The sequence below is a fragment of the Sphingobium sp. EP60837 genome, assembly GCF_001658005.1.
Taxonomy (GTDB): Bacteria; Pseudomonadota; Alphaproteobacteria; order Sphingomonadales; family Sphingomonadaceae; genus Sphingobium; species Sphingobium tyrosinilyticum.
Genome location: NZ_CP015987.1, coordinates 174,293 through 193,719, shown reverse-complemented (window position 1 = coordinate 193,719; position 19,427 = coordinate 174,293). Strand labels below are relative to the sequence as shown.

The 19,427-nt window shown below is 58.7% G+C and carries 15 protein-coding genes and 1 pseudogene; 10 read left to right on the top strand and 6 right to left on the bottom strand.

Features of this window, described 5'->3' with window-relative positions:
• Positions 1-185 precede the first annotated feature (185 nt).
• The 3 genes from EP837_RS14025 to EP837_RS14015 are packed head-to-tail and all read left to right on the top strand — an operon-like array spanning position 186 to position 3,964.
• On the top strand, positions 186-2,720 hold the full coding sequence (locus tag EP837_RS14025; protein ID WP_066529873.1) for a TonB-dependent receptor: 2,535 nt from the start codon (positions 186-188) through the stop codon (positions 2,718-2,720).
• A gap of 42 nt (positions 2,721-2,762) precedes the next feature.
• Positions 2,763-3,167, top strand: coding sequence for a VOC family protein (locus EP837_RS14020; protein WP_066529870.1), 405 nt, complete (start codon positions 2,763-2,765; stop codon positions 3,165-3,167).
• Between the two features lie 26 nt (positions 3,168-3,193).
• Positions 3,194-3,964: an SDR family NAD(P)-dependent oxidoreductase gene (locus EP837_RS14015; protein ID WP_066529865.1), complete on the top strand. Its 771-nt coding sequence runs from the start codon at positions 3,194-3,196 to the stop codon at positions 3,962-3,964.
• A 75-nt stretch (positions 3,965-4,039) separates the two neighbouring features.
• Here EP837_RS14015 and EP837_RS14010 read toward each other — a convergent pair whose 3' ends face one another.
• Positions 4,040-4,621, bottom strand: a complete 582-nt coding sequence (locus tag EP837_RS14010; RefSeq protein ID WP_066529860.1) for a nitroreductase family protein — start codon at positions 4,619-4,621, stop codon at positions 4,040-4,042.
• A gap of 198 nt (positions 4,622-4,819) precedes the next feature.
• On the opposite strand from EP837_RS14010, the gene EP837_RS14005 reads away from it, so the two are divergent.
• From EP837_RS14005 to EP837_RS13995, 3 genes are all read left to right on the top strand, one after another.
• Positions 4,820-6,082, top strand: a complete 1,263-nt coding sequence (locus EP837_RS14005) for an MFS transporter (protein ID WP_197486391.1) — start codon at positions 4,820-4,822, stop codon at positions 6,080-6,082.
• A 100-nt stretch (positions 6,083-6,182) separates the two neighbouring features.
• Positions 6,183-7,487, top strand: coding sequence for an NtaA/DmoA family FMN-dependent monooxygenase (locus tag EP837_RS14000; RefSeq protein WP_066529852.1), 1,305 nt, complete (start codon positions 6,183-6,185; stop codon positions 7,485-7,487).
• Between the two features lie 148 nt (positions 7,488-7,635).
• Positions 7,636-8,337 carry a TetR/AcrR family transcriptional regulator gene (locus EP837_RS13995; RefSeq protein WP_066529849.1) on the top strand — a complete coding sequence of 234 codons (702 nt, stop codon included), beginning with the start codon at positions 7,636-7,638 and terminating at the stop codon, positions 8,335-8,337.
• Positions 8,338-8,506: 169 nt separating this feature from the next.
• On the opposite strand, the pseudogene EP837_RS20545 reads toward EP837_RS13995, so the two are convergent.
• Positions 8,507-9,881 (bottom strand): annotated as a pseudogene (locus EP837_RS20545) (transposase).
• Positions 9,882-10,202: 321 nt separating this feature from the next.
• Between EP837_RS20545 and EP837_RS13975 the strand changes: the two are divergent.
• The 4 genes from EP837_RS13975 to EP837_RS13960 are packed head-to-tail and all read left to right on the top strand — an operon-like array spanning position 10,203 to position 15,079.
• On the top strand, positions 10,203-11,135 hold the full coding sequence (locus EP837_RS13975) for a phosphoribosyltransferase-like protein (protein WP_066529833.1): 933 nt from the start codon (positions 10,203-10,205) through the stop codon (positions 11,133-11,135).
• A gap of 14 nt (positions 11,136-11,149) precedes the next feature.
• On the top strand, positions 11,150-13,003 hold the full coding sequence (locus tag EP837_RS13970) for an ORC-CDC6 family AAA ATPase (protein WP_082919704.1): 1,854 nt from the start codon (positions 11,150-11,152) through the stop codon (positions 13,001-13,003).
• Positions 12,990-13,946, top strand: coding sequence for a hypothetical protein (locus tag EP837_RS13965; RefSeq protein WP_066529831.1), 957 nt, complete (start codon positions 12,990-12,992; stop codon positions 13,944-13,946). The genes EP837_RS13970 and EP837_RS13965 overlap by 14 nt, the downstream gene beginning before the upstream one ends.
• The gene (locus EP837_RS13960) at positions 13,946-15,079 is read left to right on the top strand and encodes a methyltransferase (RefSeq protein ID WP_066529829.1); all 1,134 of its coding nucleotides are present in this window, start codon (positions 13,946-13,948) and stop codon (positions 15,077-15,079) included. Before EP837_RS13965 ends, EP837_RS13960 begins: the two co-directional genes overlap by 1 nt.
• 76 nt (positions 15,080-15,155) lie before the next feature.
• On the opposite strand, the gene EP837_RS13955 is transcribed toward EP837_RS13960, so the two are convergent.
• The 4 genes from EP837_RS13955 to EP837_RS13940 all read right to left on the bottom strand — a co-directional run bounded on the left by EP837_RS13955 (position 15,156) and on the right by EP837_RS13940 (position 19,426).
• Complete coding sequence (locus tag EP837_RS13955) at positions 15,156-16,196, bottom strand: thiamine-phosphate kinase (protein ID WP_066529823.1); 1,041 nt, start codon at positions 16,194-16,196, stop codon at positions 15,156-15,158.
• Positions 16,193-17,407, bottom strand: coding sequence for a phosphotransferase (locus EP837_RS13950; protein WP_066529822.1), 1,215 nt, complete (start codon positions 17,405-17,407; stop codon positions 16,193-16,195). The genes EP837_RS13955 and EP837_RS13950 overlap by 4 nt, the downstream gene beginning before the upstream one ends.
• A gap of 2 nt (positions 17,408-17,409) precedes the next feature.
• The gene (locus EP837_RS21370; RefSeq protein WP_066529815.1) at positions 17,410-18,051 is read right to left on the bottom strand and encodes a hypothetical protein; all 642 of its coding nucleotides are present in this window, start codon (positions 18,049-18,051) and stop codon (positions 17,410-17,412) included.
• 457 nt (positions 18,052-18,508) lie between these two features.
• Positions 18,509-19,426 carry a HEPN domain-containing protein gene (locus EP837_RS13940; protein WP_066529813.1) on the bottom strand — a complete coding sequence of 306 codons (918 nt, stop codon included), beginning with the start codon at positions 19,424-19,426 and terminating at the stop codon, positions 18,509-18,511.
• Between the last annotated feature and the right edge of the window lies 1 nt (position 19,427).

Below are 19,427 nucleotides of genomic sequence, written 5' to 3'. Positions count from 1 at the left end.
GGGCGACTGAGGAAAATCAAAGCGGGAATGGCTGGCGGATCGATCATCGGCCGCCAGTCCCAGCATAAATCGCGGACGTGTCGTCCGGGGCATGCCTCGTCATGTTCAATAGATACCAGCCAGTCGAGCCGATGCGTTCCTTTTTCACAAAGGGTTAAGTCATAAACCAAGGGGGATTTTTTGCGATGCTACGATCCGTGCAGAATGGTGTTCTTCTTTGCACTACCGCGATGACGGCGATCTGGATTGGCGGTCCGGCCCAAGCTCAACTTTCGCCATCTTCTGCCGCCGATTCCGCCGCGTCATCACCGGCCAACGAAATCGTCGTGACCGCGCAGCGTCGCAATGAACGGGCGCAGGACGTCCCGATCTCCATCACCGCTTTCTCTCCCGAGCGACTCCAGCAGCAGGGCGTGACGCAGGCGCAAGATCTTCAAGCAAGCGTGCCGTCGCTGGTCGTCGGCAATAACGGCAATCCGTCACGCGAAGCGCAAAGTTTCACGATCCGCGGTCAGGGCGCGACGTTCCAGGCGTCTCCTGGCGTGGTCGTCTATCTGAACGAAGTGCCGCTCCCAGCCCCGATTTCGGTCCCGCAACAAGGCGGGCCGGGCAATTTCGTGGACCTGGAAAATGTCCAGGTGCTTAACGGCCCTCAAGGCACCCTGTTCGGGCGCAATACAACCGGCGGCGCGGTTCTGCTGGTTCCGAGGAAGCCGACGAACGATTTTGGGGGATATGTCCAGGCCAAGATCGGCAATTACGACAACAGGGAGCTTGAGGGCGCGCTCAATCTTCCCGTCATAGAGGACAAGGTCCTTCTGCGCGTTGCCGGAGCCTATCAGGATCGCGACGGCTATAGCCATGATGTGATCTGGAACACGGATCGCGACAATCTTCACTGGTATTCAGGACGAGTCGGCTTGACGCTCAAGCCGTTCGAGGATTTCGAAAACTATACCATGGTTTATGGCGCCTATTCACGGACCCATGGCACTGGTCTTGTCAGCACTGACATCAACATAGCCGGTCTTCAATCACTCACGGATGGGGCGGGAAATCCCACGCCATTCTGTTATGAAGGGCCGACGATCCCCGGCGCAATAGCATCATGCGACGTCTATCGCGCTTCGGTGGCCGAAGCGGCCGCGCGGGGTCCGCGCGAAACCGCGCACGGCGTGGATTCCTTTCAAAAAACGAAGACTTGGGGCATCACCAATACATCCACGCTCAACCTGACGGACGAGCTTACCGCACGGAATATCATCAGCTACCAACGGTTCAGAACGAACTACAGCATCGATAGTGACGCAACAGTTTTCCAGTTTGACGATGGCGATCCCCGCAATTATCCAGCTCCAGGCCAAGCGGTCCTCCCGGGGGACGGGACACCGATCACCTATCTCAACGCAACCGCAGCGCGCATCCCCCGTGACGATCTGAAAGTCTTCACCGAAGAACTACAGCTGCAAGGCAATCTTCTCGACAATCGGCTGACCTTCACGGCGGGCGGATTCCTTTACGACCAGCGCCCAGTTGGCGAGCAGGGTGCCGGCACCGTCGGCTTCTGCCCGGCCGCGTTCACCGGCAGCGATGTCACGTGCAGCGGCTATGACATCCGATATGCGATCGCCAACCGATCGAAGGCGCTCTACGCGCAGGCGACGCTGGATCTAGGGCTGGTCACGCCCGCGCTGGAGAAGCTGAAACTGACAGGCGGATATCGCCACACCTGGGACAGGATTACCGGCTCATCCAACTATTATCTGGCTTTCCCCGGCGGCGCGTTCTGCCTCGCCACCAACGCGATCGTGGCTGACCAGAGCGAATGCGGCTTTGAAGCCACGCTCAAAACCAATGCACCGACCTGGAATATCGGCGTTGATTATAGAGTATCCCGAGCACTGCTCCTGTATGGAAAGATCAGCCGCGGTTACAAGGCAGGCGGCGTCAATGCGAACGCGGTGTTTGACAACACTCGCACCTTCACGCCGGAATATGTCACCTCTTATGAAGGAGGGTTCAAGTCGGACCTGCGCATCGCCGACATGCCTCTTCGCCTGAATGCGACCTATTACTATATGAACTACCGCGATATTCAGCGCGCGACTGGCGACTTCAATCCTGCGACCGGCGCTGGCGGCGCGCAGATCCTGAGGGCAAACGCCAGAATACAGGGCGTCGAGGCGGAGGCGTCCTTGCGCCCCTTCCCTGGTCTCGAAGTCGGCGGCACGTTCAGCTACACGGATGCCAAATATAAGCGCTACGACTATCAGCCAAACATCCCGGTTCAGGATTGCACTGGCAATCTCGTCAGTCCCGGCGGCACGGCGGTTCTGACTTGCCTGCCCTTCCAATATGTATCGCCCTATATCTACAGCGTCCATGTATCGGCGGAGCGGCCACTTGGCGGCGATCTCGGCACGATATCGATGTTCTTCAACTATGCGCACACAGCCTCGCAGCACACCGAAGCCACGGTCGTTCCGGCCAGCATGAAGCCGGGCGAGAAATTGGCCGCATTCGGGACGCTTAGCCTGTCACTCGACTGGCGCAATGTCGGCGGCAGCCGCGTCGACATTGGTCTTTATGGCACCAACCTCACCAACAAGCTGTATCGGGTGAGCAACAGCAACACTTATTCATCCCAATATTACAACGCCACTTTGTATGGCGAACCCAGAATGTACGGCCTCCGTCTGCGCTATGCTCTCGGTGGCTGATCCATCCCAATCGACCGTTCATCACATCGAGGAATAGAGCATATGTCCACAGGTTCAGGTGGAGCGATCCCGCTGGCTTTTACAAAGTTGATCGTTGAAGACGCCGACAGCATGGCCCGCTTTTATGCCACGCTATGCGGCCTGGAAGAGGAAGGGCGCGGCGAAGACCAGATCGCCGGTCGCCCGATCCAGGAAATCTATTTCCGTTCCGATCCGCCGGGCACCGGGAGTTTCACGCTGACGAAGTTCCTGGATGCGCCAAGGTCCGCGAGCGAGGCCGTGATCCTTGGCTTCGTGGCCGCGGACATTGATCAGTTCGTCGAAACGGCGCAGTCAGCAGGGGCGACACTCATCGAGCCGGTGCAATCCCGTTCAGACCATGGCGTGAAGGTTGCTTTCGTGAAGGACATCGAAGGCAATCTGATCGAGGTGGTCCAACTCCTCTAAAAGGCGATGCAAGGCGGAGGCTGATTATGGATTTAGGACTGAAAGACAAGACCGCCGTCATCACCGGCGGTACCCGTGGCATAGGCCGGGCCATGGCCGAACTGTTTGCTGCCGAGGGCGCGAAGGTCGCAATCTGCGGCCGTGATGCCGATCGCGTGGCGGGCGTGGTCAAGCGGCTGGAAGCGCATAATGTCTCGGTCTTCGGAGCAGCGGTCGACATCGCTGACGCGCAAGGCCTGCAAGCATTCATCCACGAGGCCGCCGCCGCCCTTGACGGCATTGACGCCTATGTCGCCAACGCCAGCAGTCTGGTGGAAGGCAATGGCGAGGCTGCATGGCGCAAGGCTTTTGAATCGGACGTGATAGGCGCGGTGAATGCCGCAGCGGCGGTCTGCCCCTTTCTAGAGGCTGCCGCCGCCGCAAAGGGCGACGCGTCGTTCCTGGCCATTTCGTCGATTGCGGCGACCGAGGTGGGCGCGCCCAGCGCCTATTCGGCGATGAAGGCTGCGCTTACCAACCTGACAAAGGGATTTGCTCGGGAATATGCGCCCAAAAAGATCCGGTTCAATTCCATATCCCCGGGCCTCATTTATGATGAGGAAGGCAGCCTGGGCCGGATGCAAGTGGAAAAGCCCGACTATTTCAACGCAATGCAGTCACTGATCCCGGTCGGAAGGATGGGCGCGCCGAACGATGTCGCTGCGATGGCGCTGTTCATGTCGAGTCCCTGGTCGAGCTTCACGACCGGCGCGAACATCGTCATCGACGGATCGATGTCCACCCGGGTGAACTTCTAGAAACCTCCCTGCTCATGCCGGATCATGGTCCTGCCGGCGCGATGTCGTTCGTCCGGCCCTTGTCCATCCCCTGCATCAGCCGCGGAAGCTGCCTGGGTAGGCGATCTCGTCCAGCGGCTTGCGATCGCTCGGCACCTCGCGCGCCTGCAGCTTTTCGGCCAGCGTGGCAGGATCGCCCCGACGTCCGATCGCCACCGCCGCCTCGATCCTGAAACCATCAGGAATCCCCAGCTCCGTTCTGGTCCTTTTCATGTCGATCCCCACCATTCCGTGGGCATGATAGCCCAGCAAATGCGCCTGAAGCGCAATGCCGGCCCAGGCCGCTCCTGCATCGAAGCTGTGCGAATGGCTCGGCTTGTCCGGCGCGCCCATCGTCGTTTCGCTCAGGATGAACAGCAGGACCGACGCGTCCTTTGCCCAGATCGCGTTAAACGGGATCAGGAGGTCGAGGAAACGCTGCCAGTTTTCCGCGTCATTCCGGGTTGCATAGAGGAAACGCCAGGGCTGATAATTAAAGGATGACGGCGCCCAGCGGCCCGCATCCAATATCGTGCGCAAGTCTTGCGCAGGCATGTCCGATCCGTCGAATGCACGGGGCGACCAGCGGTGGAGGAACATCGGCTCCAAGGCGGTATCGGTCTGCCGGTGGGTCGTCATGTCAGTTACTATCCTCCAAAATCCGTTGCGGTTTCGCGGCGACGCGACGAAAGGCTTGACTAAACGTTGTCAACTGTCAACTATTCTACTGAGTTGAGAGATCATCTTTCATGACAGACAACGCCCATCACTCCTTATTCTCACTGCTCGCCACATCCGCAGGAGCGTTCCGCACCCGCGTTGCCGAAGCCCATGGGCATGACTGAAGCCATAGCGGCCGGCCAGCCGGTCAGGCAAGGACGCGGCGGCATGCTGGTCCGGGCAATGCTCGCGCAGAATGTCGGCACGGGATGCGCGTTCGGTGGACTGGGCATCAGCGTCCTCGCGATGCAGGAGAGATATCATGCGTCCCTTGGTACGGCCACCATGGGGCTGTCCCTGACCGTCCTGTCCATGACGGCCCTGGGTCCGATGATGGCTGGCCTCATCAGCCGCTATGGCCTGAGGTCCGTCATGACAAGCGGCGTGGCGATGTCGCTCCTGGGATATCTCGCCCTGGCCTTCGCGCCGACGATGGCGCTGGCGCTGGCCGCCTGTGCATTGCTGATCGGACCGGGCTCTGCGCTCTTCGCAGCCTTGCCTCCCGCTGTCCTTGCGAGCGGCTGGTATCCCCATGACCGCGGAAAGGTGATGGGCATCGCCTACCTTCCCCTGCTGGTCACTTTCCTTCCGCTGCTGGGCGTGGACATCATCCAGCGGCATGGGCTGACCGCCTTTTATCTGTCGATCGTCGCAATACACCTGCTGCTGCTGCCCCTCATGCTGGGCGTCGCTGACCCGCCCGAAGAGCTTCTGGATGAGCAGGAGACGGTCGCGTCGCCTACAGGGTCGGCCAAGGTCGTCATTCTGGGCAGCATGCTCTTCTGGGTGATCGTAGTGGGCGATGGCATATTGAACGGCACGGCTATCGCGGGATCGGCCCACATGCTGCCAGTCATTAAGGAATATGGCGTTTCGCTGGAGACGGGCGCCATGCTCCTTTCCTCATCCGGCGTCGCCAGCATCATCGGATCGCTGGTCGCGGGCTATGCCTGCGACCGGGTTGGCTCGGCCACGACGCTTGCCCTGTCCGCAATGGGGTTTGCTCTCGCGTGGACGCTGATCGCGATCACTGGATGGTTGCCGGTCCTGACCGTTGCGTCGTTCCTGATCGGATTTTGCGGAGCGTCGGTGTTTCCGCCGATCAGCGCCCTGGTGGTGCGGATCTTCGGCATCGACGCGCTGCCCAAGGTTTTGGGGCTGCTGGGCGTCATGACGCTGCCCTTCACCTTCATCATGTCGGCGGCGGCAGGATGGCTGCATGACCTTTGGGGCAATTATGAACCGGCGTTCGCAACGCTGATCGCTACCTGCCTACTGGCAGCGGCGGCGTTCTTTGGGATCAGCCGACACCTTGCGCGGATGGGAGCGGCCGAACCGGATGTGTGTGGCGGATATCTGTCGCCCGCGGACCCAGGCTGACCTGCGCACTACGCCGCTTTACAATTTTGCGCCTTCACTCTTGCAATAGTTGATATCCGTCAACTATCATCCCTGCAAGATCACAAGAGAGGTTCGAGCGATGGCACACACCAAATTCCACCTGGGCTATTTCACTAAGTTCGGAGCCACGTCATGGCCGGGCGACGGCAAGGAGTTCGGATCGCAATGGGCGGACGGATCCTACCATAAGGAACTGGCCAAGATGCTCGAGGCAGCGAAGTTCGACTTTGTCTTTTTCGAAGACAGCTTGATCGTCGGAGATCGCTACGCAAACTCCATGGAACTGGACCTCAAGAACGCGACGCTTTCGCCCAAGCTCGATCCGCTGCCGCTATTGCCAGTGATGGCGCAGGAAACGTCGCATATCGGCCTGATCGCGACGGCATCGACCACCTTCTATCCGCCCTATCTTCTCGCCCGCCTGCTTTCCACCATCGACTCGCTGACGAAGGGACGTGCTGGCTGGAATATGGTGACGTCGAGCGAGCGGAACGCCGCCCTGAACTTTGGCATGGACAAGATGCCGCCGCCGGTCGAGCGCTATGACATGGCCGACGAATTCGTCGACCTGGTCAAGCAGCTGTGGGACTCGTGGGAAGAAGGGGCGCTGGTCGCTGACACTGAAAGCGGCGTCTATGTCGATCACAGTAAGGTGCACACCGTCAATTTTGAGGGGAAACATTACCGCTCGCGCGGTCCATTGAACACATTGCGCTCGCCGCAAGGCTATCCAGTGCTGGCGCAGGCAGGCGCCTCTGAACGCGGTCGCCAGTTTTCATCCAAAAATGCCGAAGTCGTCTTGGGCATGATGACCGGCGGCGTCCCCGGCATGAAGGCTTATCGCGAGGACATCCGTAACCGCGCTGAACAACAGGGCCGCAACCCCGACGACATCAAGGTCTTCTTCCTGACGCCGGTGAATATCTATCCCGAAGGTGGTCAGCCGCCGGAAATGACCGAAGCGGAAAAACAGGCTTCATTCGAACATAATATCGTCATGGCATCGTCATCCTTGGACGTGGACTTCTCGCAATACGACGTCGATGCACCTGTGCCACAGGACATCGTCGCAGGCGGTCACACCAGCGCCCTCGATTTCATGAAAAAGGCGGGCAGAGAAGAAGGAAAGTCCCTCCGCGACCTGTTCTCTGTCGGCAAGGGCGCGAGCGGCATGGATTTCAGCGGCACTGCGGATGAAGTGGCCGAAAAGATGATGGCGGTCATGGACGAAGTAGGCGGCGACGGCTTCCTGATCGAAGGATCAGGTTATAATCGTCAACTCCAGGATCTGGTGAATGGCGTCATCCCGGCGCTCCAAAAGGCAGGCGCCGTGCGGAGCGAATATAGCGGGACGACGCTGCGCGAGATATTGCGCGAATTCTGATAAGGCCGGCGGGGTCCTCCCATGTGGGAGATCGCCCCGCGACCTTCCCGCTGTTCTGCCTGACCATTCGAGATGCCGCTCGCGCTCCTCCACCCCTCTCATGAGGTAGATAACTTTTCTTGCGGCGGATTCAGGGATACGGGGGAGCATGACCATTCAGAAGTCGAAGACCACCAAACGCGCTACTCCGACCCGGCCTGGCGTATATTCTCGCGGTTCTGATACCGTGGATGCTATCTTGAAAGCGGCTTTGCATGTCCTCATTGAGGAAGGCGCATCGGCTTTCACGCTCCGGCGCATCGCTTCTGAATGCGGGCTGCAGGTGGGTAACGTCAGCCGCCATTTCCCGCGCAAGGAGATGTTGGTGCAGGTTCTTCTGGAAGAACTTCTCAGCCCGAGCGAGGGGGAGGTCAGAAGAAAGATCACCAACACAGGAATGCCTGCAGACGAAGCACTCGCGCTCGTTATTGGAGGCAGTCTGGATGAAATCCAGACAAAGAAGATGACGCACCTATTCACGGAGCTGTGGGCCATGGCTAATCACAACGACTTCGTGGCGGACCGGGTTGAGCTGGTTTATCGCTATGTCCACGGCCTGATTGCGACGTTCGTTGCGGAACTCAACCCGTCCTTATCGCCTGAAGAGGTAGAGATCGTATCGGTTTACATTAGCGCGTCGATAGAAGGATCGACGATGCTTGCCGGTTATGGCAAACCGTGGAACCCCATAATGCCGCAGATCAAGGCCATCGCCGTCAAGTTCCTGGTAAAACTGGCGAAGACGATCACGCCAGAAGAGGTCCGCGATCTCTCCCCTGTGTCGTCACCTACGAAAGGGCGAACGAGGTAGAGGTGTTATGGAGCCAGGGCAGGCGAAGTTCGACCCTTATCGGTCGCTCAGAGCCAAATTTTCAATCCCTAGCTGCCGACAGTCCGCTTTTCCGGCAGATCTCGACCGATAGTGTTGAAGAAGTCCGGGATTTTCGTTCGCGGATTTTGGAGTGAAGCTGGACGCCGCCTCATGCGGGACTGGTTGCTGGATAGATCGGTACGAGCTTTGCCAGTTTACGGAGGTTTTGTGCCGTGGCTGCCAGGAGGAACTCGTCTTTTGCACCATTTGGTCCTCGCAGGCGCAAGCGGTCGAGCTTGAGGATGCGTTAGAGGTGGGCGAACAGCATCTGAACCTTTTCCGCTCGCGGCGGGAGGTGACATAGGCGTCGGTTTTGGACAAATCTCTTGCCAGATCCCGTGCCCCCTCGTGGATTGATCGGATCACTTTTCGGTTGGGCTGACCCGGGCAGCATTGCGGCTTGAGAGCGCAGGCATCGCAGTCATGTTTACTGGCGCGATAGCGGATGAACCCGTCCTGATCGACGTCAGGCGGTGGGATCGCATAGTTCTTGCGGCGCGGGAACAACTCTTTGCCGCCGGGACATACATAAAGATCATTTTGATGGTCGTAGCGGAACTCAGTGCGATGGTAGCTTCCAGTCCGGCGGCCCGCATGATCGAAAATGGGAATATGCGGTTCGATGCCGCGCTCATGGACAAGCCAGGCGATATTGGCGGCATCGCCATTACCAGTATCGGCGGCCAGGCGCTGTGGCCAAATGCCAAAGCGTTCCTGCGTCCTATCAATCATCGGTCGCTGCGCCGTCACCTCGGCGGGGCGAATGGCCGTGGTGGCTTCAACATCAACAATTACGGCGTTTTCCAAATCGATGAGATAATTGGTGCTGTAAGCGAAGAAGGCTTGTCCGCCATGAGCGCTTGTCCAGCGCGCTGCAGGATCGACAGGTGACAGATATTTGGGCGTGACGGGCGATGCCGCGCCGAACGCTGCCGCATCGAGCACCTCCAGATACTCCCGGGCTGCATGGTTGCCGATGTCCGGGGGCAAGCCTTCCTCGCCGGGCACACCTCGCTGGCGGTTCGCTTCGGCCTTGATCAGGCTGGCGTCGACGGCAAAGCCCTCGCCACCGACCAATCCCTCCTCGATACAGCGCGTGACCGTCATCTCGAACAGGTCCCGCAACAGATCGCTATCCCGAAAGCGGCCGTGGCGGTTCTTGGAGAACGTCGAATGATCCGGCACCGCTCCGTCAAGGCCGAGGCGGCAAAACCAGCGATAGGCAAGATTAAGATGCACTTCCTCGCAGAGGCGCCGTTCTGACCGGATGCTAACGCAATAACCAATGGCAGCATCCGGATCATGAGGTCGGGATCAATCGAAGGGCGGCGCGTCTCGCTATAGAATGGTCGCAGTTTCTCCCGGATACCGTTCAGGTCCACAAAGCGGTCAACGGCCCGCAGCAGGTGACTTTGCGGCACATGGTCCTCCAGGCTGAAGCTGTAAAACAGCGCCTCCTGCATCACCGCTCGAGCACCCATCATCAGCCTGTCTCCCAACGACAGACCCAGTGAATCAGGACTTTGCGACTACTGCAAGGCTGAGTTTTTCAACACTATCGACCAACATACGCCGTTCGGCAGCAGGGCCTTAAATGCCTGTTGTTCCCACGACCTGCCGCTCGTCGGGCGATTTACGAAAGGGCGGGTATTCGTGCGCAAGGATCCTAGCCGGGTTCAGGCTTCGGCGCGAAGCGGCAGCCGTTTCGGCAGGATGAACAGCGACGCATAGGATGGCCTTGCGCTGCCGATTCCACCCGTTAATGTCTGCTGCCAACATCCTATTTTTGCGCTACTTCGAGAAACATGACGATCCCACACGTATTTCCTGATGAAGCCAACGTGCTAGAGGCCTGCGGTCGCTTGGTCGATTTTGGCGCTTGGGAGCAGACGAAAATCGACCCCGAAGGCTGGCTTGCGAATTTTTCTGAAGCCGAACGAGGCTACGCCTTGATATTGCTTAGCCGCTTTACGTTCCTTGCCGATCACTTGGTCGATCAGCTATTTCGGTCAGCGTTTCAAAATCTGTCCAATTTTCTGGCCGATGATCTCGAAACATTCGCTGACGCGTCGGCGCGTTGGAGAGAGTTCTGCGGAAGAGCGCTTATCACTATCGTCCAAGGGGAGGATCCAAACCCGTCCGACAGCGGCTGGCTTTTCGCTAGGAAGGCTCGGCAAGCCATCGGCATCGATCAGAACCAGCTCTTCGAACCGCGAGAGGTGATTGAAAGGCTGGCGAACGGATTTAGTGGGCCAGTCGTCTTTGTCGATGATTTTGTCGGTTCGGGGGAGCAATTCCTGAAGACATGGCGGCGGTCTTATAGCCACGCTTCCGGCTCGACATCGTTCGAGAGGCTTGAGACTACGCCGCATGCCGCAGCAACCCGTGCCACGTTCTATTATTGCAACGCCATGACGACCGAATATGGGCGCCGCAGGATCAGCCGCCATGTTCCTCAACTGAGGATCTCAGCCGGAAACGTGATCCCTGAGCGATATTCGCTTGCCGATCCGCACTCACTACTCTGGCCCGATTCGATCCGCGCTGAGGGCATAGCTTTCGTGGAGAGAGTGGGCCGGCGCTTGGGCTATGACCAGGACAATGGCGGTGAATTAGATTGGCGAGGCTTCCACAAGCTTGGGCTGGCGCTCGCGTTCCAACACTCCGTTCCGGACGCCAACCTTCCCCTTTTCTTCACCGACAATAGCGGCTGGACACCGCTGGTGCGGCGCCTGTGATTAGCGATCTATCTGTGGAAGACGACGCACTCGCCGATCCTTTTGGCATCTATCGTGCCGAATGGCTCAAAGACGCGCTCTTCAAGCTTTTTACCAAGCCTACTTACTACCCCGAGCTGGAAACGCCACGCCCCTGCATATTGGTCGGCGGGCGAGGGACGGGAAAAACGACCGTCCTGCGATGCCTGTCCTACGAAGGGCGGTTCGAGCTTGAGAAGCACGACACTGCAACGATCAGTCAATGGCCTTATTACGGCTTCTATTACCGGGTGAACACGAACCGAGTGACTGCATTTCGCGGTGATGAGCTTACCGATCGCCAGTGGGAGCGGGTCTTCGCGCATTACCTCAATCTGGTCTTCTGCGGGCAGGTGGTCGAGTTCCTGAATTGGCATGCCAAACACGCGCCGGTTGGGGCTGCGCTGCCAACGTCAGTGTGTCAGGATGTGGCAGATTCCCTCTATCTCGATCTAGCCGACGATCAGGCCCAGCTGCTTAAGAACATTCATCGTGGACGACGCCGGTTCGAGGCCTTTCTCAACAATCTTGATCCTACCGCCTTGCCCCCGCTGTCGCTGCAGGGCCAAGCGATCGACGACCTGTGTCAGGCGGTTCTCGAGCTACCTCAATTTTTGGGAAAAAACCTCTTTTTCATCGTTGATGAATTCGAGAACCTGCTCGATTATCAGCAGGTTGTTCTCAACACGCTGATAAAACATTGCGGACCGCACTACACGTTCAAGATTGGCGTACGTGATCTTGGCTGGAGAAAGCGCAGTACTCTCAACGAAAATGAACAGCTGATCAGCCCTGCTGATTATGAGCGCATAGATATTGAGCGGCGCTTGGAAGGCGAACAGTTTGTAACCTTCGCTGCCGAAGTCTGCAATCTCAGAGCGCACGTGGCGAAGGACTTTCCAACGAGCCTCGATATTTCTCGAATACTACCAACATTGACACCTGAGGAAGAAGCAGATCTCTTAGGCGTGCAGGAACATGCCGCACGCATAATCAAGCATGTTGAGATCGACTGTCCGGTCTGGCTGGAAGAAGCCAAGTCGATGCAACCGCTCGATTTGGCTCTCGTGGATTTCTGGGCGCGCTCCCAGAAAGTTTCGATTGCGGCCGTGTTTAACGAACGGGAGCTGCAGCCGAAGGCTTGGGAAGAAAGGCTGGGAAACTACAAATTCCCATTGCTTTTCACATTGAGGCGCCGCCGCCCCGGCATCCGCAAATACTATGCGGGTTGGCGCACATTTACGCTGATGGCAGGCGGCAACATTCGATACTTACTCGAGCTGGTCGGCCAAGCGCTTCTGCTTCAAAAAAGAGACGAGAAAAGCGTGGCCGGCGATCCCATTCGCCCGGAACTTCAAACACAAGCGGCGACGTTGGTTGGCCGCAAGAATCTCACGGAGCTGGAGGGGCTTTCAGTTCATGGCGCCCAGCTAACCAAGCTTCTGCTGGGGTTGGGTCGCGTGTTCGAAGTGCTGGCAAGCGAACCTGAAGGACATACTCCTGAGGTAACACAGTTCACTTTGCCCGAGGACGCACCACTTGGTGAAGCGGAAAAGCTGTTGTCGGCAGCTGTCATGCATCTCGCTCTGGTTCGCAGCGTCGCGAACAAGCGGACTGACCTCGATCTAAAGGGCTACGACTATTCGGTTCATCCGATCTACTCAGCGTTCTTCGTCTTCAGCTATCGCCGAAAACGTAAGCTTAGGCTGACACCAAACCAGCTGATGACACTTGTGAGGGAGCCAAAGACAGGCATCCGCCAGATCCTCCGGCAGAACAATAGAGGCGAAGAGGATTATCCGCTTCCTGATCAGCTTCGACTCTTTGAGGGTTTCTATGTCGCCGATTAGTGAGCGGCCCCTCTTTACCCGTGATTTCGAAGATCCATCGCGGTTTGAACCCGCGGAAGGATCGAGCTATCTTTATGGAGTGACGTCCGAGCCGCGAAGCGAGTTCGCGCTGTCGCTAGTTAAGAGGGCAACGAGCGTGCGTTTCGTTGAGATCAGGGACGGCGAGCAAGGAACATTCGAGACCAACATTGCGGGTTACGAGCGCGTCCCTACCCGAAGGCGAGCGCCGCTTGAAGAATTCGTGGCTGCTTTAGGCGACGGAACAATCTATCTCGATATTACCGGCTTGAGCCACGCAACCTGGGCGCCGCTGGTTAGAATATGCCTGGAGGCAGGGCGCCAGTTCCGCGTAATCTATCTCGAGCCCGAAAGTTATAGCGAAGCGCCCTCACCGGACGCGGGACAGATATATGATCTCAGCGAGCGTATAGATGGCATCGCTCCAATCCCGCTATTTGCGTCTCTCGATGACCGCACGGAGGAGGATATTTGCTTTGTTCCCCTCTTGGGGTTCGAGGGGGTTCGTTTCTCCCACATGCTGAATGAAGTGCAGCCCCTTGCGAAGAAAATCTATCCGATAATCGGTGTGCCGGGCTTCCGTCCGCATTATCCGCTTGACGCGTACCTCGGGAATGCTGCGCCGCTGGAAAAGTACAAAGCAACCAGAAATCTGCGTTTTGCCCGATCCAACTGCCCGTTCAGTTTGTATTACGTTCTTGAAGAAATCCGCAATCGGCATCCGTCCCAGCAGATTAAAGTTGGTTTAATCGGGACAAAGCCCCACGCCTTGGGCGCCATCCTTTTTGCCATCGCGCACGCCGAGGATGTTGAGATTGTCTATGATAACGTGAAGCGAAAAGTCGGGCGCACCACCGGCGCAGCGCGCTGCCTTGTCTACGGAGTCTCGGACTTCCTGCCGCCCTCACGTCGAGCGGCTGCGTGATGGATGCGATCTATACCCCTGCAGATCTCGCGCGGTTTCTCACGGCGGCATCTTCGCTTGACGCTCCGGCTTCGATTGCTGACTTCGCTGCTGGCGACGGCGCGTTGCTTCGAGCGGCCGCCGAGCGGTGGCCCCATGCTCGGCTATTTGGCTCGGACATCGATGAGACCGCTGTCCTGTCGATTGGCGCTGGTTTAGCGCGTTGCGAGGCTAAGGTTCATGACTTACTTGCGGACAGCGCCGACAGTGATCTCGAAGGCCAGATTTTCAGCCTAATTTTACTCAATCCACCGTTCTCGTGTCGTGGGAATACTCGGTTCCAAGCCTCCGTCGCGGGACAAAGCTACTCGGCGAGTAAGGCCCTGGCTTTTGTCGCGCGCGCCCTAAAATATCTCGCGATCGACGGCGAGTTGATCGCGATCCTCCCAGCTTCAGTGCTGGTGAGTGAACGCGATGCCGAGTTGATTGACGCGATCCGCGCTTGGGGTAGCGTCGAACAAATCGGCGAAGTACGAAAGGATGCGTTCCGGTCTCATGCCGTCACAGTGACTGTATTGCGAATATCGCGAACGGCGCGGCAGCCCATGTCGGCGGTCGAGAAGCCGTTGCTTGTCTCCCTCCGGCCTTACGCTGTCGAAATGTCTCGAGGTTCGCTCTCGGTCCACGACTATGTCGAAACCAAAACGGGGCCACGTTTCATTCATACAACCGACATGAGGGAGAGGTGTCTAGCACCCACGAAGCGGATGGCCTCCGCTGAGCGCCGGCGAGTGCACGGACCTGCAGTATTGATCCCGCGCGTAGGACGCCCGTCGAAGGACAAGATCGTTCAACTGCCTAGCTATGAAGCTGTTCTGTCTGATTGCGTTATTGCTCTAAGGACAGTTCCAGCCGGACATGAAGAAGCACTAGCTGCCGCCATCGCCGAAAACTGGGAAACCTTCAAAGCAGCATACGGCGGAAGCTGCGCGCCATACACCACGCTAAAGCGCTTGAGTGAGACCTTGCTGCGTCTTGGAATCGTGAGTTCCGTCATGCCAGATGATCGTGCGATGAAAAAGGCCTCAGCTGCCCCATCACGGTTCCAGTCGCTGCCGCCCGAACGCGCAAACGGTCGCTTGGATAGCCTTTAAAGGTCGCTCACGGGAATATCCACTTCGAGCGTGGGTCCAGAGCGCCGAGCGCGGCGCGATCAATCATCGGGCCACCTCAGCAGAGTGCCGGTGTCTCCAAAAAGCGGCCGATGAGGTCTTCGATGCACCGTACCGAGTTGTACCCTCCTGCAAAGTTCTTGTTCATGACGTGAGGAGCAAACTTCCTCCCGTCGTGGGTTTGCACGTTGCCTGAGCCGCCTACCCCCTTCCCAAGTCGAGTGAGCGGAACATCGCGCAATGCCTTCTCGAATGCCGCCTGGTCGGCACAGGCGACGACGCATGCGAGCTGCCAGTCGCCGAATAGGTAGCACGCGTTGTCGATGGCGTGGCCGGTCGCCGCGAGGGCGTCTCGGACGCCGGCTCCCACAGTCCACGCCGGCTCGTTGTCAAGAAGAATGTCTATGTTGTTGGCGATCGCAAGCTGCTGAACCGCGCTTCCAACTCCGTCGGAACAGTCCATGCAAGCCACGTCAAACGGCAAGCCGCTCAGTATTGCGCCCGCCTGGGTCTGCGCGACCGGTGCGAGAAGGGCCGGCATTAGAAGTTCCTCTCCGGGCACGCCTCCTTCGGCCCAACCCGCGTTCTGGCCGGCGACGGCCGCCCAAAACGATCCGCTGCTGCCAATCACGTATACGCCACATTCAGATGCGGCGATCCGGCGAGTGACTGGTCTCGCGCCGGCTCTTCCCAGAACTGAGCCCGTAACCGAAAAGCGAGCAGAGGACTTCACGTTGCCGCCGAGCAGTTGGGCGCCGCTGGCTGCCAGAGTCGCAAGCAGGCCAGCCTGGAACCGTTCCACGAAACTGATGTCGGTATCATCGGGTAGTTCGAGGGAGGCCAACAGCCCGATTGGCCGTCCACCGCAAGCCGCGATGTCGGACAGGTTGATCGTAGCCGCTAAGCATCCCCAGGCCTCCGGCGTGCAACATCCTAGCAAATCGGCGACGGGGATCGGGCATGGATCGATTGACCAGAGCACGGCCGCCCCATCGACTAGCACCAGCGCGCAGTCGTCCCCCTTCAAGGCACCGCTCACCCCGGGCAGCAGCACTTGGTCGATGAGTTGCATCTCCCCGAGATCGGCGAGCGTGGTCACTGCGTGGAGACCTCCGAGACGAGCCGATGCAGCCCGGCCAACGCCCAGAATCGTTCGGTTTCCTGGAAGCCGAAAAGCCCGATGGTGACCATGAACAACGCTGTCATATACTCGCGTTCGGCCCCTGCTGTGCCACCGACACGTCCGCAGTAGTCGTGTAGGACTTTCTTGGCCGCGGTGCGGATCGAGACGAGGCACCTGTATGTGCGGAGGATCGGAGCCTCTAGCGTAGTGCCGCCGTTCCCGTCCTTGAGAAGGTCAGCCATGCGAGACTGGAGAACAGACGGGTCCGGTAGGTCGAAGCAATTCGCTGCGAGCACGTCCTCGAACTCCGCCACGGCCTCCATCGATAGGCTTCCCTGCTTGCCTAGCCGCTTCTGCACTAGTTCAGGAAGCAGCATGTACTTGAGCGTGGCTTCCATGAGCACAAGGTCCTTGGCCGGGTGGCCGTAATGGACCCAGTCGAAATCGATCAGCTCGGTCGAGTGAGCGTTTTCCGCGTCGACCATCAGGTTACGCGCGTGCAGATCGCCGTGCACCAGATGCGGGAGCACCACATGGTCGGCTCGGGCGTTGATCTCGGAAAGGGCGGCGAGGATCTCCGTGGCCGCAGAGGACAGGGGATGCCAGTCGACCCTTGCCTTCGCCAGCGCTTGCAGCTTGCCGATCGGGTTGGTGCGGCGTTCTATGTAGTCTTTGAAATCCTCGTGGACGGTACGGCGGGGAGCCTGGTCGTTCGGAAACCTGCCAACGTCCTTCAGCCCAGCCGACAGCGCGTTCGCGCAGAATTCGTCCGGCACATCGGTGTCGAGAAAAACCCCGCGGAACTCCCTGTGATTTCGCGCCCGCGCCAGATCATAGACGATGAGCCCAAGGTCGGCGTCTTCGTCAAGGAAGTGCGAAACCTCCGAGCAGAGTTGCGCGTGGCGTGCATCGAGTGCCGCACGGTACTCTTCCGCCGTGCGCTTACAGTCCTGAAACTTAGCGATATGCCGTCGAGGGAAGCCGACTCCGGGTACCCATATGTCGCAGTAGAAAACCTCGCTGCCGCTCTTCCCCACACGGGATACCGGGTAGAACTCGATGCGCGAGACAGCCTGCGAGCTGCGGATCTCCCCCGCATAAAACTCCGCAAGTCGCGTCCTTACCGCGACTGCTTGCTTATGGAGAGCGAGGTCCCTGTCGAAGCGGTAGCCGAAATCGACCTGCATGCTCAAAGCGTAGCACTCGTCATTATTCCCGCTGTCGCCAGACCGGAGAGCAGCGACGGCTCGCGCCCGGCGGCCCGCCAGTCCCAGATGTTTTGTCCGAGCGCCTGCGCCACGCGGCGGCGCAGGTACTGGCTGGGCAGCGGGGACGCCAGTGCCGCCCATCTGAACTCTGCGCCCCAATGCCCGCAGAGCGCATAAGACCCGTTGGTCGTCATGGCCTCCAGCGCCGTTCGCAGTCCAGTGGCGATTCTGATCTCGGTCAATCCCAGTATCCGCTCCGGATCAAGCCTCGCATTTAGCGGCACAACGTGCAGGTGCGCATGGTAAATACCGCATCCGCCGTCCCAAGGCTCGCGGGCGCCGTGCTCGAAGACGAGGAGTTCGGGCGCGCAGATCCCAAGCAGCGCAGCCGTCTGCCCAATCGCCTCATCGAGCCGTCCGATCTCATGCCCGCACTCCCGCCAGGTCGAACGGTGCTCAACAGGCATGACAAGAAAGTGGTCCGCACTTAACTGACCTATGCAGGGCATGGTGAACACAGCGCCGTCACTCCATACAGTCCGACTCGCCACTTCTGGGTAGCGGTCGATGAAGTTGACGCTCCGGCGACCTTCGGCCTCGTCGCAGATGACACAGTTCGACATACTATTTGCTCGCTCGTATCCGCCGGCGACGGGTTGATCTCTTAGTCGTGCGCTGTTTGCTGGTTATAGATGTCTGGTGACCGGTGCAACGAAGCTCTAGGCTAAACCCGCGCAACGCGAGTGGGTCCCCTTTCACGTGACTCGGGCTTGGGCGCATGGCCGCTCATTGGGCCAGCCCGACCGCAGCCAGCCACGGCTCCGCTTGGCCTGCTTACCACGACCCGCTTTATAGGTGCTGCGCTGTCAAATCGACGTGGCAGGACATTCGGCTTCTGGGAAGTCAGTCATGCGCTCTGCCGCCAGCCGAACGGATGCCTGCTTTTCCGCCATTGTCCGGTTTGTCCCAGTCCAGGCCTCGGATTAGGGATCGCGCAGCCTTGGAGCGATCGGCAGCTTTCTTGGGGTGACCGCCGTTAAGCGACTGACCGGAAAGTCCCATCGTTTGCCATTCGACGCGTTAGGCAATCGCGCCCTCCAGGCTTGCGATCCTCTCGCTGCAGATGATATGGACGACGCGGCCCAACTCCTCGACGTGGGTTCCGAGCCAGATCAGCTCTTCCTCACTGATCGTATAATGCTTGGAATAGCGTGCCTTCACGTAGGCGTCCTTCAGCTTCTCGAACATCGCCCGCTCAGCCCGCGTCTCACGCGGCCAGACGTTGAACAGGCGGAAATCAAGCCGCTCGGCCTGCGTGCGCAGGAAGCCGAGATTGTGAACGTGGGGGGTGTAAAAGGTCGAGACCAGCAGGACGCAATGATATAGTCGCTCCGCCGCTTGGTGCAGCTGAAAGGCAGCGTTGTTGTGCCTTGCAAGGCCGAAATTAAATTTGAAATTATCGAAAAAATCAACACCGCTGGGCAACCATTCCTCGAAATACTCTTTCGCCATAGCCAGCGCTTGCGCTGAAGTTTTCGGCTTTGGCTGATGCAGTTCGCTCTCGTCGGCCTGGTAGAGCGCGATCCCCTCACCGGCGACGTCCATGAAGAAATAACGCCCATGGGCAAGCCCATCATTCACTTCCTGCAAGGTGTGGACGATGAAGTTCACCGGGGTCTTGAGCGTCTGGGTGATCGCGAGTTCGCGCATCAGCCGCTCGTCGGTCTTCTCCCAATATTTGACCCGGTCGGTAAGCTCCTTTTGATTAACGATGATGAGAAGGTCATAGTCGGACTTGTAGCCCTTCGCGGTGTGGGGCTCGTCCACCCATCCGCCCCGCGCGTAGCTGCCATAGAGGATGATCTTTTGGATGCGGCCCGCTTTGCGCTTGCCGGTGGCGAGATTGTTCGCGTCCCCGAATTCCTCGAAGATGATCTGTATCACGCGCTCAAGTTCGCGCTGCTTCGATGCAGGAAGGTGATCAAGGTTTGTTCGCATA